Origin of the sequence: Bacillus safensis FO-36b (assembly GCF_000691165.1) — a bacterium.
Classification (GTDB): Bacteria; Bacillota; Bacilli; order Bacillales; family Bacillaceae; genus Bacillus; species Bacillus safensis.
Genome location: NZ_ASJD01000001.1, coordinates 453,006 through 477,998, shown reverse-complemented (window position 1 = coordinate 477,998; position 24,993 = coordinate 453,006). Strand labels below are relative to the sequence as shown.

Here is a 24,993-nt window from a genome sequence, read left to right as displayed (position 1 = left end):
CTCTCACATTATTTTGACGTAAGCTTTTTATGAATAAATGAACCAAGCCATCTAGCTGCTAAGTTGAATACTAAAACTGAAAGCACAAGTACGGCTGATGCACCATTTGCAATGGCCTCTGCATCTGGAATGATTCCTTGTGTATTGACGTTCCATATATGAACGGCTAATGTTTCTGCCGGTCTAAAAATATTCAGCGGTGACGTATCAGAAAATGGACTCCAGTTTGTAAAATCAAGACGCGGTGTGGTGAGGCCTGCTGTGAAAAGAAGCGCTGCTGCCTCCCCGAAGACTCTTCCTGATGCTAAAATCGCACCGGTAATAATAGAAGGAATCGCTCCTGGAATCAGGACCGTCTTCACTGTATGCCATTTCGTCACACCAAGCGCTAGTGATGCTTCCTTTTGATCCTTCGGTACAGAGCGAAGCGCGTCTTCTGTCACCCTCACCATCACTGGCAGGTTAAACACCGTGAGCGCAAGAGCTCCTCCGATGATCGTATAGCCCCAGCCTGTTAAATTGACAAACATGAGTAAACCAAACATACCAATGACAATAGAAGGAAGTGAAGACAGCACTTCAATACATGTGCGAATAAAATCAGTGACTTTGTTTTGAGGCGCATATTCAGCCATGTACACTCCGCCGCCGACACCAAGTGGTACTGTGATCAGCATTGTAATAAACAAAATGTAAAACGAGTTAAACAGCTGATCCCTAATACCGCCGCCAGAGCCAATTGCACTTGAGCGGGTTGTCAAAAAGTCGAAATTTAATTCTTTTGCACCGTTGAAGATGATATAAGAAAACAAACCAACTAGGATCGCTGTAATAATGGCAGCACATAATCCAAAAACAAACGTGGCAAAACGATCGGTCATTTTGCTATTCATTAAATCTTCCTCCTAGACGACAAGTATCTGATAATGAGAATGAACATAAACGATACAACTAGAAGGACAAGCCCCATTGACCAAAGTGTATTGTTTTCAACACTTCCATACGTTGTGTGACCCATGTTTAACGTAATAATGGTTGTTAATGTACCAGCTGTATCCATAATGCTCTCTGGTAAATTACGCGTGTTTCCAATGACCATCTGAACGGCAAGGGCTTCTCCAAATGCTCTTGCCATCCCAAGAACGACTGCTGTCATTAATGTTGGAAGAGCTGCTGGTACAAGTACACGTCTAATCGTTTGCCATCTTGTAGCGCCAAGTGCATACGATCCCTCACGTAAGCTTTTTGGAAGGGAAGCCATAGCATCAGTTGCAATGGATGTAACGGTTGGCAGAATCATAATAGACAGGACAATCGTTCCTGCTAACACGCTATGCCCTGAGCCGCTTGACTTGAAATGTCCGATAAACGGCACCAATACTGTAAGACCTATGAATCCGTAAACAACGGATGGAATCCCTACAAGCAATTCAATGACTGGCTGGAGAATTTTCCGGCCCCATGCAGGTGCAATTTCTGTCATAAAGATCGCTCCTGCGATGCCTAGCGGCGCTGCAATAAGTGCCGATAGAAGCGTGACGGCGATCGATCCAAAAATAAAAGGAAATGCGCCGTACTCCGGGTTTTCTGCTGTTGGGTTCCAATTGATACTGGTTAAGAACTCAATTGGGCTTACACCATTTACGATGAAAGATTGTAAACCCTTAATGCCAAGGAAGATGGTGATGGCGATGGATACTGCAATCATTAAGAATGCGCAGAATTTCACCAAAATACTTCCTCTTACTTCATCCATTTGCCTATTTTTCTTCGAGCTGATCAGCCGATCGCTCGCTTCTGTATGTTCTATCTGCTTCATCTTTTTCTACACTCCTATGAATGTCATAAAAGGAAAAGTGAAATGCTCCACTTTTCCTTCATCAGCAATTCAAGACCTCTTACTTATCTGATTGTTTGCCTGTTGCGTCTCTTTCTACTTTCATATTAGAGACTGAGATGTAGCCTTGGTCTTTGACGATTTCTTTTTGTACTTCGTCACTCATAAGGTAATCTAAGAATTGTTTTGCTAGACCTTCCGGCTCACCTTTTGTATAAGAGTGCTCGTATGCCCAAATTGTATATTTACCGCTTTCTACATTGCTTTCTTCTGGTTTCACACCATCAATGCTGAGCGGTGTAATTTTGTCATCTGTTAAATAAGAGAATGCTAGGTATCCAATCGCACCTGGTGTTTCTGCAATCAGCTTTTTCACTGTGTTTGAAGAATCTTCTGTAATTCCTTCTGCAGGTGTTGCACCGTCAAGTGCATATTTCACAAATGTTGCACGAGTTCCTGAAGAATCAGGTCTGTTGACAAGCGTGATTTTTTGGTCTTTCCCGCCAAGCTCTTTCCAGTTTTTGATTTTACCAGTGAAGATTTTTTTCAATTCGTCCTTTGTGATGTCTTTGACACCCACTTCAGGGTTTACAGCTGCGGCCATTCCAACAACTGCTACTTTGTGGTCTTTTAAAGCTTTTGCGTCGATTCCGTCTTTCTCTTCAGCGAATACATCTGAGTTCCCAATTTGTACAGATCCTTCTGAAACTTGAGAAAGTCCTGTTCCTGAACCGCCGGCTTGTACTTGAATATCGGCTTTTGGATGTTTATCCATGAATTTTTCTGCTGCCGCAAGAACTAAAGGCTGCATCGCAGATGATCCTGAGATGGTAATGGAACCTGATGCCTCATCTTTGTATGAAGCATTTCCTTTACTGTCTTTTGAATCTCCGCTTGAGCTGCTGTTTCCGCATGCTGTGACGAATGCTAACAATGCGATAGTAAGGAAAGTAAGCAGCCATAATTTGTTCTTTTTCATTTCAAGAATACCCCCTGAATAATTTGTCCTACGAGTAATACATTAAAGGTTCTTTATTAATTTCGTTTAAATGGAATGTTAAGGTTTTGTAAATGTCGAAGTTTTGTAGAGAAATTGCGGCGTTTTTTATGAATTTTGTCAATTTATATCGAAATTTTTGAAGAAAACGTAAAAAAACGCCCACAAAAAGTGAGCGTTTTTACCTATGAAAGGTCTAGTTATTTGTTTCTGCTTCATTTTCAATTTTGTTTTTGTTTTTCGCCTGTGTATCATTGCTTTCCTGTTTTGATTTCAGTTCAAAGTATTTGTCTAATACTTGTTCACCAATATCATTTGTAATTGGATAGCGCTGGTTGTAGTCTTGATACACCCATGGTACGACGACGGAAATGGCCACTTCTGGATTATCAGCAGGCGCATACGCAACAAGAGTTGTGTTATACGTCGGTGTACCGCGCTTGCTTTTAATTGGACCGTCATAGAATGATTGAGCGGTTCCTGTTTTGCCAGCTGGATTATACTTTTTGTTCCCAAAGTTTGAATAGGCTGTCCCTCTTGGGTTCTGCATCACAAGCTTGAAGCCTTGCTGGACACGCTTGATTTCATCACTTGTCATGTCTAGCTTATTCAGTACATCTGGTTTGACGGATTCCGTTACAGCTCCAATGCCTCGCTGAGGATCTGGCTCTCTCACTTCTTTAACAAGCTGCGGACGTAAACGATACCCGCCGTTTGCAATGGTTGAAACGTATTGCGCCATTTGCAGCGGTGTAAACGTATCATACTGTCCAATCGCATAGTCAAGTAAGAGCCCCGATTGTGTAGACGTTCCTCTGTAGCCCGTTGCTTCGTTTGGCAGGTCAATACCTGTTTTGACGCCAAGACCAAATTTACTGAAATTGTAGCGGAACGTATCAAATGCTTTCGGATCAATTGGAAGCGCCTGATTCTTACGATATTCGCTTTTCCCAATGGCGATTGCGGTTTTGAACATATATACGTTTGATGAACGCTCTAGTGCTGTTAAATCATTAATGAGTCCCATATTTTGATAGGATTTCTTTGGCGGTGACTGGGCGATATAGAGAGGTTCATCGTATTGGGTACTTCCAATATGAATAGCACCTGTTTTATATCCAGTCAGTACAGTGGCCCCTTTTACGGCTGATCCCATCGCATATGAGGATGTCATCGTTCCTAATGAGTAGTCATCGAATTTGTATTTTCCGTTTTTGTTAGAAATCTGCTTACCCGCAACAGAGAGAACCTCTCCATTTCTTGGGTCCATCATAACAACAAATGCGCGGTCAAGAAGCTCAGTTCCCCCTCTTTGTTTCGCACTTCTCAAGTTCTTTTCAATAATTTTTTCAACTGCTTTTTGCAGCTGAATATCAATTGTAAGCACAAGGTCTTTCCCGCTCTTACCTTCTGTTAACACTTTAGAGCTTGTGACATTGCCCTGTTTATCAGTTGTACTCTGTTCTTTTTCCTTTTGGCCCTGCAGGACATCTTCATATTGATATTCGAGATAGCTTTTTCCTACACGGTCATTTCGGCTGTAGCCGAGTGATAGATAATGCTCAAGAAGTGACTGCGGAAGACCTTCATCACTCGAAGACACACTGCCGAGCATACTGCGGAGCAGTCCTTTATACGGATAGCTGCGTGACCAGTCTGTCGTCACATCAACACCTGGCAGCTCGTCCAAATGCTCAGAGACGTAAGCAATTTCGCTTGGCTTTACATCTTCATTTTTAATAAATTGAGGTGTAAGTGCATAGCCTCCATCCATCTGCCTTTTAATGGCAAGCACTTGTAAATCTTTTTTCGTCAGTTGATTTAATTCCTTGTCTGTGATGCGTTTTAGCTGAAGCTCATATAGTTTATCATCAGAGACCTTATCGTCACCCTTTAATTCTGATTCTTTTTGAACAAGCTTTTTCGCTTCATTCGGATGCGTTAAGATCCAGAAATCTTTTTTGTCACGATCTGTGATTTTTTTCGTACTCACATGAATCATATCCGCTAATTTTGATGCCACTTTGAGCCGCTCTTCTTGTGAAGTCGTCGAGGTTCTCGTATATGTAATGGCATTCAGCGCTTTATTGCTGACAATCGTATTGTAGTTTCGATCATAAATTTTTCCGCGCGGAGCAGATGAGCTGACATTCACATCCTCTTGTTTTTCTGCCTGCTTTTTATAATCTTCTCCATTGACAATTTGCACAAACCCGAGTCTAACGACAACGCCGGTAAAAATAATAAAGGCAGCTAAAAATAATAAATTCAGCCGGATCGGAAGTGTTTTGCGCCCTTCCTTCGCGTCTTTTTTGTTTTTCTTGTTTCTCATCACATCACCTTTTCTATCAAGAAAGAAATGGCACCCCTTTTTGTCTATAAAAGGTGCCATCATCATTTTAGCGGTTTTTCTATCATTTATCTAGAAATTTGATGTTCCATAGGTAAGAAATTTTACCTTTCTCCCTTAATAAGGTTCGTTTGAGAAACTGGCTTTTGACCGTCAGCCTCTTTCATATCAGCTGTTTTTTCTTTCAAATGAATATCTTTTACAAAGTAATAAATGAGGGTGTGCCCCGCTCCGAGCACAACAAGTGATGCAGGGATTCCGAGCTCATCACCTAGTAAGGTGACAGACAGCAGGAACAAAACAATCGAACAAATACGGCCGGCATTTAAAAATAGCTCTCTGACCACAATATATTCAATTCGGGCCTTTCTGGCGTACCTTGCATGGCCGATAACATCATATGTTAAGGATACATAAGGAACAAGCAGGAGCGGATATCCTATTGCAATGGCTACCGCATACATCAGAAGTGATACATAGGACAAGTGGAAAACGATTAAAAACAAGGCGCCGTATAAAATCAGCCCGCCAAGCATGATGGCCTTCTTCCGCCACTTTTTCTTAATCAAACGTGTAGCGAAGAAATAAGTAAAAAAGGCAACACCTGAATTCACTAAACCAAACGTCCCGAGAGCAAGCTCACTGTTTGTTGCAATAAACACAAAGACACTGATTAAGAAGACAAAGACCCCTTCACGAAGCCCTTGAAAAAAGTGAGCTGTTGTAATCCTACGCCAATTCTCATCTGCATGACGTTCTTTCCAAATTTGTTTGATCATAAATTTGCCTTTTGACTGCCTTCTTTTGAGGAAAAAGCTCATCACAACCGCTAGTGAAAACAAAAAGAGCGATAATGTGAAAATGACGGTGTAGCCTGTATCATCCGTTAACTGAGAAATGACAATCCCCGCAATGAGCGGACCGATCATGCCGGCAGTTGAGGAAAGCACCCCAAGAAATCCATTAAAGAAATCTCTTGTTTCAGGCTCGGTGATCTCAAAGGTGAGTACGTTAAAAGCAAGCCAGTAAAAACCATAGCCGATCCCAAGGACACTTCCCAATAAAACTAGCCGTGCGGCCGCTTGTTCTCCTGCCATTAAGACAATTAAATAAAAAGCGGCTAAAAAGATGACACCGAAACGAAGGACAAACGCCCGGTCTATTTTTTTTGCGAGCCGGCCAGCGAATAAAAATGTAATGGGCTGAAGCACAACAATGGCCAAATTATAAATCGCAAGATCTGTGAATTTCCCAGACTGTTTCCATAAGTACACATTTACAAACGTATTCGAAAGCGCAATGGCAAGTGCGTATAACCCGCCAATCGTGAGGAGGAGCAATAAATCTTTTGTAACATCCATGTCCCCGAACATTTTCTTTAATCTGCTCATACCATTCATTCTCCTTTTCTACACAATAGTCTGTCTCATCAAAAGGCAGATATGTAAAAAAAGGAGGGAAAATATAAAAAGACCTGCTTCTCTAAAGAGCAGGTCTTTTCAAATCAAATGATTTATTTAGCTTCGCTGTAAAGGCGAGCTACTTCATCCCAGTTCACAACATTCCAGAATGCTGAAATGTAATCAGGACGACGGTTTTGGTAGTTTAGGTAGTAAGCATGCTCCCAAACGTCTAGTCCTAGAATTGGCGTTTTTCCTTCAGTTAAAGGAGAATCTTGGTTTGGCGTGCTTGTGATTTCAAGTTTTCCGTTGTTCACAACAAGCCATGCCCAACCAGAACCAAAGCGTCCTGCAGCTGCTGCAGCGAAATCAGATTTGAATTTTTCAAATCCGCCTAATTCTTTTTCGATTGCATCTGCAAGTTCACCAGTTGGTGCGCCGCCACCGTTTGGTGAAAGAAGCGTCCAGAATAATGAGTGGTTCGCATGTCCTCCGCCATTGTTACGTACAGCTGTACGAATGTTTTCAGGCACTGAGTTTAAGTTAGCCACTAGCTCTTCAATTGATTGATCTTCAAGAGCTGATACACCTTCGATTGCTTTGTTTAAGTTTGTTACATATGTGTTGTGGTGTTTTGTGTGGTGAATCGTCATTGTTTCCTTGTCGATATGTGGTTCTAATGCATCGTAAGCATATGGTAATTCTGGAAGTTTAAAAGCCATGGTTAAATTCCTCCTTAAAATGTATGTACTGAAATGCTTCCTTTGTAAGTCAGCAATTCACCCTACTCAAAGAGTATCAAAAGAAACAGCTTGTTTCAACGTTATTGCTCATGTTCTGAAACATTTCAGTGTTTATTTTGTATTTAGCCCTTTTGAAAAAGTTTTAAACACCCTTTTTCAACTTAACGAAGGACATAAAATAAAAAGATGCCAAGCATCAGCGCTTGAATCAATCCTTTTGCAAAAACACCTGATACAAATCCAATTAATGAGCCTAATCCGACTTTCACACTCGTCTTCAGATCTTTTTGATGAACAAGGAGCTCTGCAATAACACTCCCAAGAAATGGACCAATAATAATTCCTGCAATGGGTATCACAAAAGGACCAGCTAATAACCCAATGGTGCTTCCCCAAATAGCTGCCTTGCTGCCGCCAAAGCGCTTTACCCCAATCAGGTTTGAGACATAATCTGCCGCAAATAAGACGGCAGTAAACATGGCTTGAATAAGCCAGAACGTCAGTGTAAGCGGCTCGAAGCTAAAGAAGAAACCATATAGAATAAATCCGAGAACCATAAAGACTACACTCGGGATAATTGGATAAACCAGTCCAACAAACGCAATGATAAATGCACAGCCAATCAGTATCCAATACAAAATGTCCAAGACCCTGCCGCCTCCTTTTATATGCTGTATACATTATGCCTCATTCCTTCTATCTTAACCAGTGATGAAGGCCATACTTGTACTTGATGGATAGACATTGATACAATATGAGAAATAGAAAAGAATGTAGGAAGTGAATGGGTATTGAACGTATTTAATCTATTGTTAAAAGGAATTTATTCACCAAAAGATATTGCTAAAGCACGCTTTACAGGGATCGGTAAAGCAATTTTATTCATTTTTATCCTTTCAATCATCGCAGCAGTTCCTCAGGGCTATCATATGAGCCAAGAGATCTCGAATGCGATGTCAGGATTTCAGCATGTGATCAAAAAAGATTTACCCGACTTTTCAATTGAAAAAGGAAAACTTCAAGCGGATCAAAGTGCACCAATAGAAAAAGAAGAAAACGGCATCACGATCATCTTTGAACCTGCTGAAAAAATAAAAGCAAGTGAGCTAGAATCAAAGCAAACGGCCATCGCTTTATTAAAGGAAAAAGCAGTGATTGCCATTGATGGGCAAATGACAGATATTCCATATCAGCTCCTTGGTGGAACGCTGACAAAAGATGAACTCGCACGGGTCACAAATCAGAACCAAGCGATTATCATCCCTGTCATCTGTGTACTGCTATATTTATCAACTGCGGCTCTCATGTTTATCAGCGCAACATTCCTTGCGATGCTTGGTACATTTATTAAACGAATGCAGCAAAAAGAGCTGTCTTTCCAAATGCTTTGGAAGCTCTCCGCTTATTCACTCACATTAACAACGGTCTTTTTCGCCATTATGAGTGCATTAAACACGCCTGTTGCAAACTCATTTTTATTAAATTGGGTCATTAACTTTATCTTTTTATATCTTGTTGTGAAAGAAATTCCTGCCAAAAAAAGCAAATGATCCATCCAACAAGGATTTGTCTACACAATGAAAGCTCCCCCGGCTCGGAGGAGCTTTTTATGTATGTTCATGCTAGGACTCATCTGGATGGATGATCGCAAACAAATAGTGATCCTCCCACACTCCATTAATCTTTACTTTTTTACGATTTAATCCCTCATTTTCAAAACCTGTCTTTTCAAGTACACGAATGGAACCCTTATTACTCGGCTTTACTCCAGCCTCAATACGATGGAGATTCAACTCAAAAAAGGCATAGTCAATGATTAAACGAATGGCTTCTGTCATATATCCATTTCCGCCCTGCCTTTGATCGAGTACATACCCGAGCCAAGCTCCTTCTATCGGACCTCTTACGACAGAACTTAATGAGATCGTCCCAATTAAAGCATCGGTTTCATTTAAGAAAATACCGTGCATGTAAGATTCATCTTGTGCACTTCTTTGCCTACTCCGCTGAATTCGCTCAATTTGGCGAGGTAACGTGAAGAAATCATCTTTGACCAAAGGTGTAAATTCCTGAAAATATGAGCGGTTCTCAAGCTCTAATGTTAACAGTGATTCTGCATCATTTTCTGTTAGTGTTCTCACATATATATGCTGACTAACCTTCTTCATAAAATCCCCCCATTATTATTTTATCATACTGGCCATATGAGGTTGCTCTCCTATTTACTACACCAACGACCCAAGAAGTTTTTATTACAAGACATACTAGGACTAACTAGAACCATCCTTTCCAGCTTTTCTCCTCTTTTTGGTTCTATCATTTCAGGACATGCATAGACTGAAGTAAACTCTTAAAAGCGGTGAGTAAAATGCGGCGAATTCTTTTTTTACTAATCAGTTTGTTTGTCCTCTTTATTATCTTTTTTGATTTAAAAAATGGAACCATTCCTGTTGAGGAAAACCCAGCCGTTCCAGCAAGTGCCCTTCAAACAACTGAGAAAAAGACATATAAGAACGTCACTGTAAAACAAGGTGAAACGGTCCTCTCCATCGTACATACAAGCAAGCCGCTTGATGACGTCATTAAAGATTTCGAGGAGCTGAATCAAGGTGTTAAAGCGAACGAAATCAGGGCAGGCAGCACATATAAGTTTCCTGTCTACAAGAGATAAAACGTTAATTCCTTGTCATTCATACAAAGAGACTGTTACAATATGAACTGTAAAACACGACGTACACGGCAAAGGATTGCTTGTACACTAAGGAGCGATTGACAAGTGAGTGAAGTCACACATCGTACTAAAACGCGTCCCGTCAAAGTGGGACCTTTAACTATAGGTGGAAATAATGAGGTTGTCATTCAAAGTATGGCAACAACCAAAACACATGATGTCGAAGCGACAGTCGCTGAAATTAAACGTTTAGAAGAGGCAGGCTGTCAAATCGTGCGTGTCGCATGTCCAGATGAGCGTGCAGCAAATGCAATTGCGGACATTAAAAAGCAAATTAACATCCCGCTTGTTGTGGATATTCATTTTGACTATAAGCTTGCCCTGAAAGCGATTGAAGCAGGCGCAGACAAAATCCGAATCAATCCAGGAAACATCGGAAGAAGAGAAAAAGTCGAAGCGGTTGTCAAAGCAGCAAAAGAAAAAGGCATTCCAATCCGTATTGGCGTAAACGCTGGTTCATTAGAGAAAAAAATTCTTGATAAATACGGCTACCCAACAGCAGATGGTATGGTCGAAAGTGCACTGCATCACATTAAAATTTTAGAAGACCTAGACTTTCATGACATCATCGTCAGTATGAAAGCATCTGATGTAAACCTTGCAATTGAAGCATACGAAAAAGCGGCTAAAGCCTTTGATTATCCTCTTCACCTTGGGATTACAGAATCAGGTACGTTATTTGCAGGTACAGTCAAAAGTGCAGCTGGACTTGGCGCTATTTTGAATATGGGAATTGGGAACACACTCCGCATTTCATTAAGTGCTGACCCAGTTGAAGAAGTAAAAGTAGCACGTGAATTGTTGAAATCATTTGGTCTTGCATCAAATGCAGCAACACTGATCTCCTGCCCAACTTGTGGACGAATTGAAATTGACCTCATCAGCATTGCAAATGAAGTCGAAGAATATATTTCTAAAATTAAAGCACCGATTAAAGTAGCTGTTCTCGGCTGCGCTGTTAACGGTCCAGGTGAAGCGCGTGAAGCGGACATCGGAATCGCAGGCGCTAGAGGCGAAGGCTTATTGTTCCGTAAAGGTGAAATTGTTCGTAAAGTACCGGAAGAAACAATGGTCGAAGAACTGAAAAAAGAAATTGATAAAATCGCTGAAGAACATTATGCGAAAATGGAAGCTGAAAAAGAAAAACAAGCGAATGCCTAACAAAAAACGCCTGACGTCATAGTCAGGCGTTTTTCTGTTCTTGTTAAAAGAACGGGGTGATAAATATGCCTAGGATGACGGAAACAATTCCGATCCCAATTGACCACGCGCCAAGCGCATGTGCTCCTTTTCTTCGTGCAATATAACCAACGACGATTGCCGCTACCCCTAATAGCACCGGCAAGACAAATAATGAGATAATCGCAATCGCGAGTGCTGTATAGCCTATCCCTTTACTGCCTGAATCGTCACCTGCTTGGTCACGTCCTCGTCTATCTTCTCGATCTCTTGAAGCTTGATATGGCTCTGCAATTTCAGCAGCTGTTTCCTCTAAATAGCCATCATCATTACTAAAGTGTGTGTCGATTTCACGATCATTTCTTCTGAAATCCTCGTCTCTTTCCATGATCAATTCCCCCTTTTGGTTAATAGAAAGGAGCTTTTTTAGTATGAGCAAAAATGTCTGTTTCATGATTGCTAAAACTTGCTGGAATTGTGAATTGATTATGTTACACTTTAAGAGTATAAAAATGAGGAGTGTGGGCATGTTACGTTTAGGAATTGATATTGATGGTACAGTGACGGCGCAGGACACCTTTGTTCCCTACTTAAATGAGTCGTTCCAATGTGCCATGACACTAGAAGATATGACAGAGTATGATTTGACGAAGCTTTTAAAGATTTCTCAAGAAGAATTTTGGGGCTGGATGGATCAGCACGAGCCTCTTATTTATAAACAGGCAGAGCCTGCTGAGGGTGCAAAAGAGATCCTCGACGAAATGAAGTTGCAGCACAGACTGATTTATATTACCGCAAGAAGGCAGCAGCATTCGGATATCACCTACAAGTGGTTTCAAGAACATGACGTACACTATGATGCTATTGAGCTGGTTGGCGGTCATCATAAGCTGGAAGCCGTTCAAAAGCACAAAATTGATGTATTTTTTGAAGACCATCATGGCAATGCCACAATGATTGCAAAAGAGGCTGACATCCCGGTGATCCTTTTTAACTCCCCTTATAACCAGATGCCGATCGACGACAGAATTATACGCGTAAACAACTGGCAGGAAGCATCTAAGTGGATCAAACAATACGAGCAGCGTCTGCAAACTGCTTATTAATGTAACTGAGCGAGCACCGAAGCGGATCAAACTCGAGGATTTGTCTACACGCTGAAGCCGATACATTTAATGTATCGGCTTTTTTAATGGAGCAAGCTGCCCTTCTTTCATGAGGAAATGGTAAAGTGCCCCCTTCATGCCTGCCTGATTCAAGTAGCAGCAAGTTTCCAGCTTCACCTGAATGTTCTTCCATGCATGCAGTGTATGTAAATGTTTTTCAATGTTTTGTAATAAATCTGGTCTTGCACTTACGCCTCCGCCAATGAGGATTTTCTCCGGGTTAAGAACAGTCGCTACATTGTAAACGCCTATGGCTATTCGCTTGTACCATTGATCCACCAGCTTCTCAATGGCCGGATCATGCTTCGCCTTTTCAAAAATTTCTTGACCGTCTATTTGAGTACTTTGCGGTATTCCTTGCTTTTCTTTATAGCTCCGAATTAATCCAGCCGTTGAAGCGCTGCTGTTAAGAGTTGTAAACTGGCCATTTTCCGTCTCTGTCAGCATCATGCCGAATTCACCACCGCGGAAGGATGCACCGCGCACAAGCTGACCATTAGCAAAAATACCCCCGCCGACACCCGTGCCAATTGTCATACAAATAAAGCTGTCACAATCTTTCGCATGACCGCTGTATTTTTCTGCGAGAGCTGCACAGTTCGCATCATTCTCCACTTCTACACGAAGAGACGTTTTCTCTTCTAAAAGTGCTTTTACATTTTGACCATTTAAGGCGATGATGGCCCCTGCAAATTCTGTATAACCTGATTCACTGTCCACAAAGCCTGGTAGACTGATGGCGATACCGCTGACATTCGTCATCCTTTGATATTCCTTGACCACATCTGCCATGGCTTCTAAAAACGGTTCAAGCTGCCGGCAGTTCGTCTGATAGTCACCGCTAGAGACCAGCTTTCCATCCTGGTCCATTAATCCATGTTTCGTTCTGGTCCCGCCTACATCAAACACGACATAATAGGCCACTTTTACCCCTCCCTTTACTTCAAAATGTAGTACCTTGATCTCATTTTAATGAAACAGCCTCCCTTTGTAAAACGTTTTCAAAAGAGAAAACAAAAAAGCCAGCTCCAGGGCTGGCTTTCTCATGAGTGAACTTCCTTCGGTTCGCAGGAAGGACACGTTCCATATATTTCAAACTTATGTCCGCTAATATGATAATCCTCTAAATCGGCGTCGAGCTTGTCCATAGGGCAGGCATCGATCTCTTTTGTTTTCCCGCATGTAAGACAAATAAAGTGATGGTGATGATGGGAAAATGAACATTTAAAACGGAATAGTTTCTCCCCTGACAATTCTGTTGTTTCTAATATTCCAAGGTCTTCATATAGTGACAAGTTTCGATAAATCGTATCAAAGCTGAGACCAGGGTAGTCTTCACTTAGTGCCGTCAGCACATTTTTAGCCGTCAAGTATTTATCAGAATCAGAAAACAATTGAAGCATGTCTTCACGTTTGCTTGTATATTTGTAGCCTTTTTCCTTTAATAAATCAAGCGCTTCTTGTACGTTCATGTTGATTCCCCCTTCTGAATTTCCCAATACTAATACACCCGATTAAAATCAAGATAGACAGCATCACAATGGTTCCGCCTGGCGCTAAATCAAGATAATAGCTTAAAATCAATCCGGCCAATACAGACAATTCACCAAATAAGATCGAAAGGAAAATCGCCTGTTTAAATCCTTTGGCAATGCGGATACTTGCTGCAACAGGAAGCGTCATAAGCGCCGACACAAGCAGTGTACCGACGATACGCATCGATGCCGCAATGACAAGTGCAACGACTAAGATAAAAATAAAATGAATCCATTTTGCTGAAATACCAGAAGCCTTTGCATGCTCTTCATCAAAAGAAAGCAGAAACAATTCTTTATATAAAAGCACAACAACTAACACAACAACGAGTGAGATCCCTACAATAATCCAAAGATCAAGTCTTGAAACCGCACTGACACTTCCGAATAAATAACTAAACAAATCTGTATTAAAGCCATTCGCTAGTGAAATGAAGATGACGGAGATCCCAATACCCCCTGATAAAATAATAGGAATGGCAAGCTCCTGATAATGCTTATACACTGAGCGCAGGCGTTCAATAAACAATGAACCCGCAACAGAAAAAGCCATCCCTAAGTAGAGCGGGCTTACCCCTGTCAAAAGGCCAAACTTTTTATCAAGAAATAGACTTGCGGCAATACCGGCAAGTGATACGTGACTGAGGGCATCTGCAATAAGCGAGAGCCTTCTTACGACAATAAATACACCAAGTAAGGGCGCAATAAAACCAATCAGTATACCTGCGATAAACGCATTTTGTAAAAATTCATAATGAAAAAATGGAAATAGCATTATTCATGTCCCCCATGATGGTGATGGTCGTGATGAATCACTTGAATGTCATGCCCGTAAAATTGGGATAGCGCCTGATCATCCATTGAATCAAACGCTTCTGCATCTCCGTGGAAATGCAGTGTCTGATTTAAACAAGCCACATGGGTGACTTTATCAGAAACGGTGCCAACGTCGTGTGTGACGAGAATTAAAGACATTCCTTTTTCTTTGTTCAATGTTTCGAGCAGCTGATAAAAGCCTTCTACTGTCCGCTGGTCTACTCCAACCGTGGGCTCATCCAAAATGAGCAGCTTTGGCTGGCTGACAAGCGCACGGGCAATAAATGCACGCTGCTGCTGTCCGCCAGAAAGCTCACCGATGTTTTGATGCTTTAAATCTTGTATGCCAACTGAGCGAATGGCATCTTCTACTTGCCATTTATCCTGCTTGCTCATTCGTTTAAACAAACCAATTTTCGCGGTCAGTCCGCTTGCGACGACCTCATATACAGAAGCAGGGAAACCCGTATTAAAGCTATTCGCCTTTTGAGAAACAAATCCAATTTGATCCCAGTCTCTAAATTTTGAAACAGGCGTGCCAAATAGCTTTAATTCACCTTGCTGCGGTTTAATGAGCCCAAGCAGGCATTTTAATAAGGTTGTTTTACCAGAACCATTCGGTCCAACAAGTGCTAGAAAGTTTCCTTCCTCTACTGTTAAATGAATGTGATCAATGACATTTCGCTGTCCATACGAGTACGAAATGTCCTTCATTTCAATAATTGGCTTTGCCATGAATCTTTCCACCTTTAATCAATATAAAAAGAATGATTACGATTTATACAACAAAAAGAAAATGGCTTTTGCCATTTTCTCTGTCCATACATACATTTCATTATATAAAAGAAAGATAAAAAAGTAAAATAAAAGCTAATGAATGGCTGTTTTGAATTTACCGCCTTTTGTTTCATGCGTATCCATAATCGTGATAAATGCTTGATCATCAATTTCAAATACAATGGATTTCAGCTTTGTAATTTCAAGCCTTGTGACAACGGCGTAGATGACATCTTTTTCTTCATCTGTATAGCCGCCTTTTCCTCTCAGCTTTGTCGTTCCCCTGCCGAGTCGATGCAGAATCGCATCTGAAATTTCATCATAATAGTCTGATACGATAATCACAGCTTTTGTTTCATCAAGCCCTTGAATAACAGCATCAATTGTTTTCATTGCCAAATAATATGTCATGACAGAATACATAGCCTGCTCTGGTCCGAAAACAAAGCCTGCCCAAATAAAAATGAACACATTGACGATCATGACAAACTCACCGACGGAGAAAGGAATTTTTTTCGTCAGAAGAATTCCCAAGATCTCTGTTCCATCCATTGAACCTCCATTACGGATGACAAGTCCAACACCAAATCCAAGTAATAGCCCTCCAAATACAGTGGCTAAGATCGGCTGTGTTGTAAATGCCTCCACATGATGAAGTGAAGATTCAATCACGGCTAAGCTGACAATCCCAATCACAGTGGAAATCAGAAAGGTTTTCCCAATATGCTTGTATCCTGATATCATAAATGGAATATTTAAAATGACAACAATCGTCGCAAAATTTATAAACGGGTTATCTGTAAAGAGATAATCCAAAATAAGCGAAATGCCGATGATGCCTCCATCAATAATATTGTTTGGCACTAAAAATAATTCAATGCTGACTGCTGCACATGCAGCTCCTACTAGAATCAGAAAAATTCTCAAAATAAAATGAGGCACTGATTCCTTTCTATGCTGTTTACTATTTGCCATACGTTCTCCCTTCTACACATGTTAAATTTTCAATGAACATTTTATTCACTTTACTATTTTATCATTTCACAGAATAAAATAAAATTTTTTGCACATTTTCCGTTTTCGCCCATACATTGTTACAGAGGGGAGGAATGGAATTGATTTTAATTCAAAAAATTGTCCTGCAGCGGCTCAATCAGATCACAGCAAACGATCTGTTAAGGTATGCGAAACAGTACGGCGTCAGTTTAACGTCTCATCAAGCTGCTGAGGTTGCCAAACTCATGAACGGGAAAAACATCAATATTTTTAAAGACTCAGAGCGTAACCGGCTTCTTAAGCAAGTGGAAGCGATTACTTCTAAACAGACAGCACAGACTGTGAATGATTTGTTTAACCAGTTTACAAGTTAAGCAAAAAAGGGCCGCATTTAGCGGCACCTCAACATGTTGCATCCTTTTTTACTGACCCGTAATTTTATCTAGTAAGCCTTCATCAAATTGCTTTTCTTTCAGCATCGCAATTTCGAATTTGTAAGGTGGTTTTTTGTTCTTTTTATCTTCACCTACATAAGGCGTTTCTAGAATTTTCGGCACATCTTGAAGCTGCGGATGATGCACAATATAGCTCAGTGCATCGAAACCAATTTCACCAAAACCGATATTTTCATGTCGGTCTTTTCTTGCGCCTTGTACGTTTTTACTGTCATTAATATGAAGAACTTTGATTCGGTCAATACCGACGATTCGGTCAAATTCTTCTAATACACCATCAAAGTCACTCACAATCGGGTAACCAGCATCATGCGTGTGACACGTATCAAAGCAGACAGAAAGAGCTTCGTTATGTGTCACTCCGTCGATAATTTGGGCAAGCTCTTCAAAGTTTCTTCCGCACTCTGATCCTTTTCCTGCCATTGTTTCAAGTGCAATTTGAACCTCTTGACCTTTTACAATGACTTCGTTTAAACCTTCAATGATTTTTTGAATCCCTGCTTCTGCCCCTGCTCCGACATGCGCACCCGGGTGGAGAACAATTTGTCTTGCTCCCAGCGCTTTTGTACGCTCAATCTCAGATCGAAGAAAGTCTACACCAAGCTCAAATGTCGCTGGATTCACTGTATTTCCAATATTGATAATATACGGAGCATGCACGACGATATCCGTCATGCCATGCTCTTTCATATGCGCTTGTCCAGCTTCAATATTCAGGTCTTCAATTTTTTTGCGGCGCGTATTTTGCGGTGCACCTGTATAAATCATAAACGTATTCGAACCATAAGAGGCAGCTTCCTCACTCGCTGCAAGAAGCATATGTTTTCCGCTCATGGATACATGTGAACCAATCTTTAACAATGTTTCCCCCTACTTTCCATTACGCTTTGACTTTCTACGTTCCTGTCTTTTGATTTTATCCATCTCACGTGTCATTTTCTTTTTATATCCAGGTTTGACGGCTTTCGGTTTTCTCACAAGACGTTTTGCTTTTTCTTCAATTTCATTCGGGGCTTTTTTGCGTCTTTGACGCTTCAGACGGTCATCTGCATCTCGCCATTCGCCATGAACAATGGTTTTGTTTTCAAATACAACGCCCATTTTCTCAATTTGAATGAGTGCATCCTCATCAGCCAGCTCATAAATGGTCATGGCAATTCCAGAAGAACCAGCACGAGCTGTTCTTCCAACGCGGTGCACATAAAAATCAAGATCAGATGGAAGTTCATAGTTAATCACGTGGCTGACGCCTTTGATGTCAATCCCGCGTGCTGCAAGATCAGATGCCACAATATAAGTGAACTCCAAATCTTCAATTTGTTTCATGACTTTTTTACGTTCGCGCGGCGTTAATCCGCCATGAAGCACACCGATTTTCATTCCTTTTTCTTGTAGGAATGCGGCGATTTCATCAACAGTTGTTTTTGTATTGGCAAAAATGATTCCTAAATAAGGCTGTACATTCGTCACCATTTCATGGAGCAATTTTAATTTATCACGCTGTTTAGACGGAACTAAAATATGCTGAATGTTTTCAGCTGTAATCCGTTTTGGTTCAACATGCGCATACTTTGGATTGTCCATATATTTCTTCAAGAAAGGCTTTAGTTTTTCTGGAATGGTTGCAGAGAACACAAGCATTTGCAGCTGTTCTGGCATTTGTGCACCAATACGGTCCACATCTTCTAAAAATCCCATATCCAGCATTAAATCAGCTTCATCAATAACAAGAGAGGTCGCTTTATAAACATTCAGCGCCTGCTCATGAATGAGGTCAGCAATACGTCCAGGTGTACCGACAACCAAATGCGGCTGGTTTTTTAGCTTTTGAATTGATTTCTGCTTGTCCGTTCCGCCAATGTAAAGCTTTGCTTTGATCTCTTCTTCTGGAGAAGCATTCTTTAAAATCGTTTGAGCTTCTTTGAAAATTTGATTGGCTAATTCTCTTGTAGGTGCAGTAATCACCACTTGTACCTGTTCTTTGCTTGGATCAATTGAATGAATCAGCGGCAGTAAGTAGGCATGAGTTTTTCCTGTTCCGGTTTGTGACTGGCCAATCACGCTTTCTCCTTTTAAAACAGCAGGGATAATTCTTTTTTGAATATCAGTCGGCTCATAAAAGCCTAGTTCATGAATAGCATCTATAATAAAAGGCTTTAATTCATATGTCGTAAATTTCGTTTCTTTCATGTTTTCACTCCTTAAGGCAATGCCTTTTTGCTCATCTCCTCATTATAGCTGATTTTCAGTAAAAAAACCATGTCCGCTTTTCCTACAGGAAACCAATTGGTGCTTCCTTGCATAACCTATGAAGAGAAAGAGAATGCAGTAAGGGAGGTACAAGTATGTTAGGGCAAAGGCCTATGGGCGATTTTCAGCCGCGCCGTCCCTCACGCCGGCACCTTGGAAATGGCGGACAGCCCGGAATGTTTCAAAGAGGGCAGCAGCCTCCTATCCAGCAGCCTTTTCAAGGGCAGGGCAATCCATTTCAGCAAATGATGCCTCGCTCCCCGTCTGTACAGGGAGGCGGTTTACCCGGGATGGGCGGAATTCCAGGAGGTGAGAGCCGTGCACTAGGCGGCGGCGCAGGAATTAAAGGCATGCTCTCTAAATTTCTTCCTGGCGCAGGAGGAGCTGGAGTCTCTGGAGGTGGTGCGGGAGTACAAGGAATCCAGAGCTTCACAAATCCTGCAACCCTCTCAAGCATGTTAGGAAATGTTCAAAAAGTGCTCGGGATGGCGCAGCAATTTACGCCAATGATTCAGCAATACGGTCCATTAGTGAGAAATTTGCCTGCGATGATTAAACTGTACAGCCAGCTTGGCAGTGCGGATGATGATGAAGAAAGTGCAAATGATGCTGATGCAGAATCAGCGGAGACCAGCGCGGAAACAGAAGTGCCCGAGGAAGAAGCACAAACTGACGAAATAGAAAAAAATAAAGAACCAGAAGACATCCTCGTCAAAAAAACAGCACCTCACACATCACCTGCTCCTGAAGCAAAACCGAAAAAAAGATCTGGCAGCTCTGTTCCAAAACTATATGTCTAGTGATCTTTTAACGGCGAAGTGTTCACTGCGTATAACAATCTTTGATATATACGCTTACTTTGGCTATAATGGAAGCAAGAGAATGATAAAAAGCCGTTTTTTACGGCTTTTTATATTGTTCTTCTCTAGCAGCACTTCCCTACAGGAGGACGAATAAATGAATGTAATTAAAATATCACCGCGTGGCTATTGCTATGGCGTTGTGGATGCAATGGTCATTGCTAAAAATGCCGCACTTGATAAGAACTTGCCACGCCCAATTTATATATTAGGTATGATTGTGCACAACAAACATGTCACTGATGCCTTCGAAGAAGATGGTATTTACACACTGGACGGACCAAACCGCTTAGACATTTTAAAGCAGGTTGAAAGCGGAACAGTCATTTTCACGGCTCACGGCGTTTCTCCTGAGGTTCGTCAAATCGCAGAAGAAAAAGGCCTTGTCACCATTGATGCGACCTGTCCAGATGTAACGAAAACTCACGAACTCATTTCAGAGAAAACAGCCGATGGCTATGACATTATTTATATTGGGAAAAAGGGTCATCCTGAGCCAGAAGGAGCTGTCGGAGTAGCCCCTGACAAGGTACACCTTGTCGAAACAGAAGCTGACATTGAGGCACTCGATTTAACATCAGAAAAACTGCTTATCACGAACCAAACGACGATGTCTCAATGGGATGTCCACGACCTGATGGAGCTGATTAAAGAGAAATACCCTCACGTCGAGTATCATCAAGAAATTTGTCTTGCGACACAGGTGCGTCAGGAAGCAGTATCGCAGCAAGCTGGCCAAGCCGATTTAACCATTGTTGTCGGCGATCCAAAAAGTAATAACTCTAACCGTCTCGCACAAGTGTCAATGGAGATTGCCGGAACGCAGGCTTACCGTATTGGCGACTTAAGTGAACTAAAGCTGGAGTGGCTGCAGGGCGTCAAAACCGTTGCCGTTACTGCTGGTGCTTCAACACCAACACCTATTACAAAGGAAGTCATTCGTTTCTTAGAAAACTATGAACCAGATGATGAAACAACTTGGAAGATTGAACGAACCGTTCCCCTTTCTAAAATTTTACCTCGCGTCAAAACAAAGAAATAAGAAAACGTCAGAGCATATCCGCTCTGACGTTTTTTGTTTACATAAATTGAAATGGGTTTGTGTTTGATTCAGAAACAAAGAGCTGTACGTCATATTTTTTATCCGCACACAGCGATTGAAGCTTCGCCTTTACGCCCTCTTTCATAATTTTTTCAGCATAATGCCCCGGGTCCACAACGTTCAGACCTAGCATCATGGCATCGTGCGCAACATGGAAATAAAGGTCTCCTGTCACATACACATCTGCACCCATTCTTTTTGCTTGATGGATGTATTTATTTCCGTCTCCCCCAAGCACCGCCACTTTTTTCACAACAGCGTTTTGGTCTCCTACAAAACGAGCACCATTCACATCCAGCTTCGTTTTCACAAATTGTGTGAAATCTCTAAGTGTCATTGGCTCATTTAACTCTCCGATACGGCCAAGACCTTTTTGAATAGGAGGAAGATCTGTCCTGTGTACACTATAGGCGACTTCTTCATAAGGATGTGCTTTGATCATTTCGCGAATCACTTGTTTTTCTATACTTGCTGGGAAAATGGTTTCAATCCGCACTTCTTTCACAAATTCTAATTGACCCGACTCACCAATAAACGGCTCAGCTTCTTCTGATGGCAGAAAGCTGCCTGTCCCTTCATTTGAAAACGCACAATGGCTGTAGTTGCCGATATGGCCGGCGCCCGCATTTCCTAAAGCTGTCCGGATGGCCTCTTCAAATTCCTCTGGGACATACAGAGCAAGCTGTTTGATTGGATCTTCGTATGTCGGCACTAACACTCTTGTTTCTTCAAGTTCTAAGGCCTCAGCAAGCAGGTCATTGACTCCGCCATCAGCTACGTCTAAATTCGTATGTGCCACATATACCGCAATATCATGTTTGATGCATTTTTCAATGATACGTCCAGCCGGCTGATCCGTCGCTACATGTTTTAATGGACGGAAAATCGGCGGATGGTGGGCAATAATAAGATCCACTTTTCGCTCGATCGCCTCATCTACTACATTCTCTAATACATCCAAGGTAATCATCACATTGGTTACTTTTTTATTTAAAGTCCCAATCTGAAGACCAATTTTATCCCCTTCCATGGCGTATGCTTTTGGTGAAAATTGTTCAAACAATTGGATGATTTCATGCCCGTTTACTGTTTTAGCCAACAGTCAAAACCTCCTTTAGCATCTTTATTTTCGCATTCAGCTCTTCAAGGCGTTCTTTATTTTCTTCTGTCCGCGCCGCCTGCTGAATTTGACTTTCTATCTTCTCCATATGCTGAAGCTCTTGCATCCACTTGCGCCGGAAGACGTCATTTTGCTCTTTCGCAAGGAACGGACCAACCAGCATGCCTGCTTCAAGTGACATTCCTTCATAGGCTTTATTTTTATCGCCTTTTTCTGCGATGATGATTTCGTATATTTTGCCGTCCTCTTCTAAAATGACTTCATCTAACAAATCATACCCCTCTTGATAAAGCCATAAACGAATATGATGGGCATGGATATTCGGCTGAAGAATGAGCCTCTCATGGCCTGCGAGCTTATGCCTTCCTTCATTTAGAATGCTTGCGATGAGCGCCCCGCCCATACCTGCAATTGTCACTGCATTCACTTCGCCTTTTTCAATGACTTCAAGGCCATTTCCTTTTCTGACCGAAATTTCTTCATTTAATTCAAGTCTATGTACTTGCTGCTGCGCCGATTGAAGCGGTCCATCGGTAATTTCACCAGCAATGGCTTTCACTGCTTTTTGATGCAGGATCGCATAGCATGGCAAATAGGCATGATCTGAGCCGATATCAGCGAAGACTGCCTCATCTGGTAAAAAGTCTGCGACTTTTTTTAATCGTTTCGATAAATTCATTTCATTCATACGTATCACTACTTTTCTTTAATGTTCATACTTGTCTATCTTATATAAATTATGGACTTTTTAAAAGTCGTTTTCAAATGAAAAAAGCTCTTCTTTTGAAAAAGAGCTTTTTGTGTAAGATTATTTAATTTTAGACACCCATTCCGCCATTTCATCGAGCTTTTCATTTGGAATCAGCCCGCCTGGCATCCCGTTGCCGCCTTCTTGGATTTTCTTCTTGATGTCAGCTACTTCAAGCTTGTCTCCAACACCTTTTAATGCAGGACCTGCGCCGCCTTCATAGTTTTCCCCGTGACAGCTTAGACAGTTCTGCTTATACAATTCTTCCGGCGTTGCATTTGCTGTCTCTTCTTGCTTTTGCTCTTTGCCCCCAGAGGCAATTTTTTCTTCATCTTTCAGCCCCTTCATTGATAAGAAAAAAGTGAGTCCAATACCTAAAATGGCAATCAATAAAAATGGTATAAGTGGATTCCGTTTCATTTCTTTCATCCTCCCCTTTGTGAAAACCCCTTTGAGACTATGCAAACAATTCTAATTCTACTTTAATTTTACAAAAAGTAAACGAATTATGATACAAAACTTTGGTCAAGTTCACAGATTAGACAAAAATGATTCAAGATGAGAAATGAAGCCTTCAGCACATTTAGATGTATTTTTTATACATCTTTTCTCTAAGAACGTTGCAAATTCATTTGTTATTCAGTAAAATATAATCAGATTGAAAAAAGCGTTTTCATTTTTGATAAGAAAGAACGGATCTCTTTCAAGATCCGTCCGGTTTCTACTCTAAGAAGTCTTTTAATCGTTTACTTCTGCTTGGGTGTCTTAATTTACGAAGAGCTTTCGCTTCAATTTGTCTGATACGCTCTCTTGTTACGCCGAACACCTTTCCAACCTCTTCTAACGTGCGAGTTCTTCCGTCGTCTAGTCCGAAACGTAGTCTTAGCACATTTTCTTCACGGTCCGTCAGCGTGTCTAATACATCTTCAAGCTGCTCTTTTAAGAGTTCATACGCAGCGTGGTCAGATGGAGATGTCGCCTCTTGGTCTTCGATAAAATCACCAAGATGCGAGTCATCTTCTTCACCAATAGGTGTTTCTAAAGATACAGGCTCTTGCGCAATTTTAAGAATCTCTCTTACCTTTTCTGGAGTTAAATCCATGTCTTCAGCAATTTCCTCAGGCGTTGGTTCTCTGCCTAGGTCTTGCAGAAGCTGTCTTTGAACACGGATCAATTTATTAATCGTTTCCACCATATGAACCGGAATCCGGATTGTTCTCGCCTGATCGGCAATCGCACGTGTGATCGCCTGTCTAATCCACCAAGTCGCATATGTTGAGAATTTATATCCTTTGCGGTAATCAAACTTCTCAACCGCCTTCATCAGACCCATGTTTCCTTCTTGAATCAAGTCAAGGAACAGCATACCACGACCGACATAGCGTTTCGCAATGCTGACAACGAGACGAAGGTTCGCTTCCGCTAATCTTCTTTTTGATTCCTCATCGCCCTCTTCGATCTTTTGAGCATACGTAATTTCTTCTTTAGCAGATAACAAATTGACGCGTCCGATTTCTTTTAAGTACATACGAACAGGATCATTGATTTTGACACCTGGTGGTACGCTTAAATCATTCAGGTCAAATTCTTCTTCTGCTTTAGCCAGCTGCTGAACATTTGGGTCTTCTGTCTCTTCGTTTTCACTAATGAGCTCTACACCCTGTTCGCCTAAGTATTCATAGTATTCATCCATTTGGTCTGATTCAATTTCAAAGCTAGACATACGCTCTGCAATTTCTTCGTATGTTAAAACGCCCCGTTTTTTACCCGTTTCAGTGAGCTTATCTCTCACCTGTTCAAAGGTTAATTCAGTTTCGGTTTCGTGGGCTTGTTTATCAGCCATTATGGATCCCTCCTTCCAAAGCTTGCAACGAATTCTAAAGTAACTTGCGATTTACTTCCGCCCTGCTTTTCTCTCTCTATCAAACAGA

General features: G+C 41.4%; 27 protein-coding genes. 7 read left to right on the top strand and 20 right to left on the bottom strand.

From position 1 onward, the window contains the following. Window positions 1-8 precede the first annotated feature (8 nt). The 7 genes from pstA to BA81_RS02380 all read right to left on the bottom strand — a co-directional run bounded on the left by pstA (window position 9) and on the right by BA81_RS02380 (window position 7,974). A complete protein-coding gene (gene pstA / locus BA81_RS02410) occupies window positions 9-893 on the bottom strand; it encodes a phosphate ABC transporter permease PstA (RefSeq protein ID WP_025092964.1) in 885 nt (294 codons plus the stop codon). Then, a complete protein-coding gene (pstC, locus tag BA81_RS02405; RefSeq protein WP_024422994.1) occupies window positions 893-1,819 on the bottom strand; it encodes a phosphate ABC transporter permease subunit PstC in 927 nt (308 codons plus the stop codon). The genes pstA and pstC overlap by 1 nt, the downstream gene beginning before the upstream one ends. 79 nt (window positions 1,820-1,898) lie before the next feature. After that, on the bottom strand, window positions 1,899-2,816 hold the full coding sequence (locus tag BA81_RS02400; protein ID WP_034280168.1) for a phosphate ABC transporter substrate-binding protein: 918 nt from the start codon (window positions 2,814-2,816) through the stop codon (window positions 1,899-1,901). 214 nt (window positions 2,817-3,030) lie between these two features. Next, window positions 3,031-5,166 (bottom strand): peptidoglycan D,D-transpeptidase FtsI family protein, encoded by a 2,136-nt coding sequence (locus BA81_RS02395; protein ID WP_034280763.1) that lies wholly within the window; start codon window positions 5,164-5,166, stop codon window positions 3,031-3,033. A 122-nt stretch (window positions 5,167-5,288) separates the two neighbouring features. Next, the gene (locus BA81_RS02390) at window positions 5,289-6,575 is read right to left on the bottom strand and encodes an MFS transporter (protein WP_034280166.1); all 1,287 of its coding nucleotides are present in this window, start codon (window positions 6,573-6,575) and stop codon (window positions 5,289-5,291) included. Window positions 6,576-6,697: 122 nt separating this feature from the next. After that, the gene (gene sodA, locus BA81_RS02385) at window positions 6,698-7,306 is read right to left on the bottom strand and encodes a superoxide dismutase SodA (RefSeq protein ID WP_007501264.1); all 609 of its coding nucleotides are present in this window, start codon (window positions 7,304-7,306) and stop codon (window positions 6,698-6,700) included. 182 nt (window positions 7,307-7,488) lie between these two features. Then, entirely contained in the window at window positions 7,489-7,974 is a 486-nt protein-coding gene (locus tag BA81_RS02380) for a DUF456 domain-containing protein (RefSeq protein WP_024427974.1), read from the bottom strand. A 144-nt stretch (window positions 7,975-8,118) separates the two neighbouring features. Between BA81_RS02380 and BA81_RS02375 the strand changes: the two genes are divergently transcribed. Continuing rightward, complete coding sequence (locus BA81_RS02375; protein WP_034280162.1) at window positions 8,119-8,877, top strand: DUF1189 domain-containing protein; 759 nt, start codon at window positions 8,119-8,121, stop codon at window positions 8,875-8,877. 72 nt (window positions 8,878-8,949) lie between these two features. Here BA81_RS02375 and BA81_RS02370 read toward each other — a convergent pair whose 3' ends face one another. Continuing rightward, window positions 8,950-9,495: a GNAT family N-acetyltransferase gene (locus BA81_RS02370; RefSeq protein ID WP_034280160.1), complete on the bottom strand. Its 546-nt coding sequence runs from the start codon at window positions 9,493-9,495 to the stop codon at window positions 8,950-8,952. A 200-nt stretch (window positions 9,496-9,695) separates the two neighbouring features. On the opposite strand from BA81_RS02370, the gene BA81_RS02365 reads away from it, so the two are divergent. Continuing rightward, complete coding sequence (locus BA81_RS02365) at window positions 9,696-9,998, top strand: hypothetical protein (protein ID WP_034280157.1); 303 nt, start codon at window positions 9,696-9,698, stop codon at window positions 9,996-9,998. Between the two features lie 105 nt (window positions 9,999-10,103). Next, window positions 10,104-11,219, top strand: coding sequence for a flavodoxin-dependent (E)-4-hydroxy-3-methylbut-2-enyl-diphosphate synthase (ispG, locus tag BA81_RS02360; protein ID WP_024423001.1), 1,116 nt, complete (start codon window positions 10,104-10,106; stop codon window positions 11,217-11,219). 43 nt (window positions 11,220-11,262) lie between these two features. Here ispG and BA81_RS02355 read toward each other — a convergent pair whose 3' ends face one another. Continuing rightward, window positions 11,263-11,625, bottom strand: coding sequence for a DUF308 domain-containing protein (locus BA81_RS02355; protein ID WP_024423002.1), 363 nt, complete (start codon window positions 11,623-11,625; stop codon window positions 11,263-11,265). A gap of 139 nt (window positions 11,626-11,764) precedes the next feature. Here BA81_RS02355 and BA81_RS02350 point away from each other — a divergent pair, with 139 nt between their 5' ends. Next, window positions 11,765-12,343 (top strand): 5' nucleotidase, NT5C type, encoded by a 579-nt coding sequence (locus BA81_RS02350; protein ID WP_034280154.1) that lies wholly within the window; start codon window positions 11,765-11,767, stop codon window positions 12,341-12,343. 66 nt (window positions 12,344-12,409) lie between these two features. On the opposite strand, the gene BA81_RS02345 is transcribed toward BA81_RS02350, so the two are convergent. From BA81_RS02345 to BA81_RS02325, 5 genes are all read right to left on the bottom strand, one after another. After that, complete coding sequence (locus BA81_RS02345; protein WP_034280152.1) at window positions 12,410-13,327, bottom strand: ROK family protein; 918 nt, start codon at window positions 13,325-13,327, stop codon at window positions 12,410-12,412. 119 nt (window positions 13,328-13,446) lie between these two features. Further along, a complete protein-coding gene (zur, locus tag BA81_RS02340) occupies window positions 13,447-13,875 on the bottom strand; it encodes a zinc uptake transcriptional repressor Zur (protein ID WP_003217433.1) in 429 nt (142 codons plus the stop codon). Then, window positions 13,853-14,713, bottom strand: a complete 861-nt coding sequence (locus tag BA81_RS02335) for a metal ABC transporter permease (RefSeq protein WP_034280150.1) — start codon at window positions 14,711-14,713, stop codon at window positions 13,853-13,855. Before BA81_RS02335 ends, zur begins: the two co-directional genes overlap by 23 nt. After that, window positions 14,713-15,489 (bottom strand): metal ABC transporter ATP-binding protein, encoded by a 777-nt coding sequence (locus BA81_RS02330; RefSeq protein WP_024423006.1) that lies wholly within the window; start codon window positions 15,487-15,489, stop codon window positions 14,713-14,715. Before BA81_RS02330 ends, BA81_RS02335 begins: the two co-directional genes overlap by 1 nt. 135 nt (window positions 15,490-15,624) lie before the next feature. Further along, a complete protein-coding gene (locus BA81_RS02325) occupies window positions 15,625-16,506 on the bottom strand; it encodes a YitT family protein (RefSeq protein WP_024427967.1) in 882 nt (293 codons plus the stop codon). Between the two features lie 140 nt (window positions 16,507-16,646). Here BA81_RS02325 and BA81_RS02320 point away from each other — a divergent pair, with 140 nt between their 5' ends. Continuing rightward, window positions 16,647-16,901, top strand: a complete 255-nt coding sequence (locus BA81_RS02320) for a DUF2624 domain-containing protein (protein WP_034280148.1) — start codon at window positions 16,647-16,649, stop codon at window positions 16,899-16,901. Window positions 16,902-16,949: 48 nt separating this feature from the next. Here BA81_RS02320 and BA81_RS02315 read toward each other — a convergent pair whose 3' ends face one another. Both BA81_RS02315 and BA81_RS02310 read right to left on the bottom strand, forming a co-directional pair. Then, window positions 16,950-17,843 (bottom strand): deoxyribonuclease IV, encoded by an 894-nt coding sequence (locus tag BA81_RS02315; RefSeq protein ID WP_034280147.1) that lies wholly within the window; start codon window positions 17,841-17,843, stop codon window positions 16,950-16,952. Between the two features lie 9 nt (window positions 17,844-17,852). Then, window positions 17,853-19,172: a DEAD/DEAH box helicase gene (locus BA81_RS02310; RefSeq protein ID WP_034280145.1), complete on the bottom strand. Its 1,320-nt coding sequence runs from the start codon at window positions 19,170-19,172 to the stop codon at window positions 17,853-17,855. 155 nt (window positions 19,173-19,327) lie between these two features. Here BA81_RS02310 and vrrA point away from each other — a divergent pair, with 155 nt between their 5' ends. Beyond that, window positions 19,328-20,032: a VrrA/YqfQ family protein gene (gene vrrA / locus BA81_RS02305; RefSeq protein WP_034280143.1), complete on the top strand. Its 705-nt coding sequence runs from the start codon at window positions 19,328-19,330 to the stop codon at window positions 20,030-20,032. 157 nt (window positions 20,033-20,189) lie between these two features. Further along, entirely contained in the window at window positions 20,190-21,134 is a 945-nt protein-coding gene (locus tag BA81_RS02300) for a 4-hydroxy-3-methylbut-2-enyl diphosphate reductase (protein ID WP_034280141.1), read from the top strand. Window positions 21,135-21,171: 37 nt separating this feature from the next. Here the strand turns inward: BA81_RS02300 and BA81_RS02295 are convergent, their stop codons facing one another. The 4 genes from BA81_RS02295 to rpoD all read right to left on the bottom strand — a co-directional run bounded on the left by BA81_RS02295 (window position 21,172) and on the right by rpoD (window position 24,905). Further along, the gene (locus BA81_RS02295; RefSeq protein WP_034280138.1) at window positions 21,172-22,293 is read right to left on the bottom strand and encodes a Nif3-like dinuclear metal center hexameric protein; all 1,122 of its coding nucleotides are present in this window, start codon (window positions 22,291-22,293) and stop codon (window positions 21,172-21,174) included. Continuing rightward, a complete protein-coding gene (locus BA81_RS02290; RefSeq protein ID WP_034280137.1) occupies window positions 22,286-23,002 on the bottom strand; it encodes a tRNA (adenine(22)-N(1))-methyltransferase in 717 nt (238 codons plus the stop codon). The genes BA81_RS02295 and BA81_RS02290 overlap by 8 nt, the downstream gene beginning before the upstream one ends. Window positions 23,003-23,122: 120 nt before the next feature. Continuing rightward, window positions 23,123-23,482 carry a cytochrome c550 gene (cccA, locus tag BA81_RS02285; RefSeq protein ID WP_034280134.1) on the bottom strand — a complete coding sequence of 120 codons (360 nt, stop codon included), beginning with the start codon at window positions 23,480-23,482 and terminating at the stop codon, window positions 23,123-23,125. A gap of 301 nt (window positions 23,483-23,783) precedes the next feature. After that, window positions 23,784-24,905, bottom strand: coding sequence for an RNA polymerase sigma factor RpoD (rpoD, locus tag BA81_RS02280; RefSeq protein ID WP_008342392.1), 1,122 nt, complete (start codon window positions 24,903-24,905; stop codon window positions 23,784-23,786). Window positions 24,906-24,993: the final 88 nt, after the last annotated feature.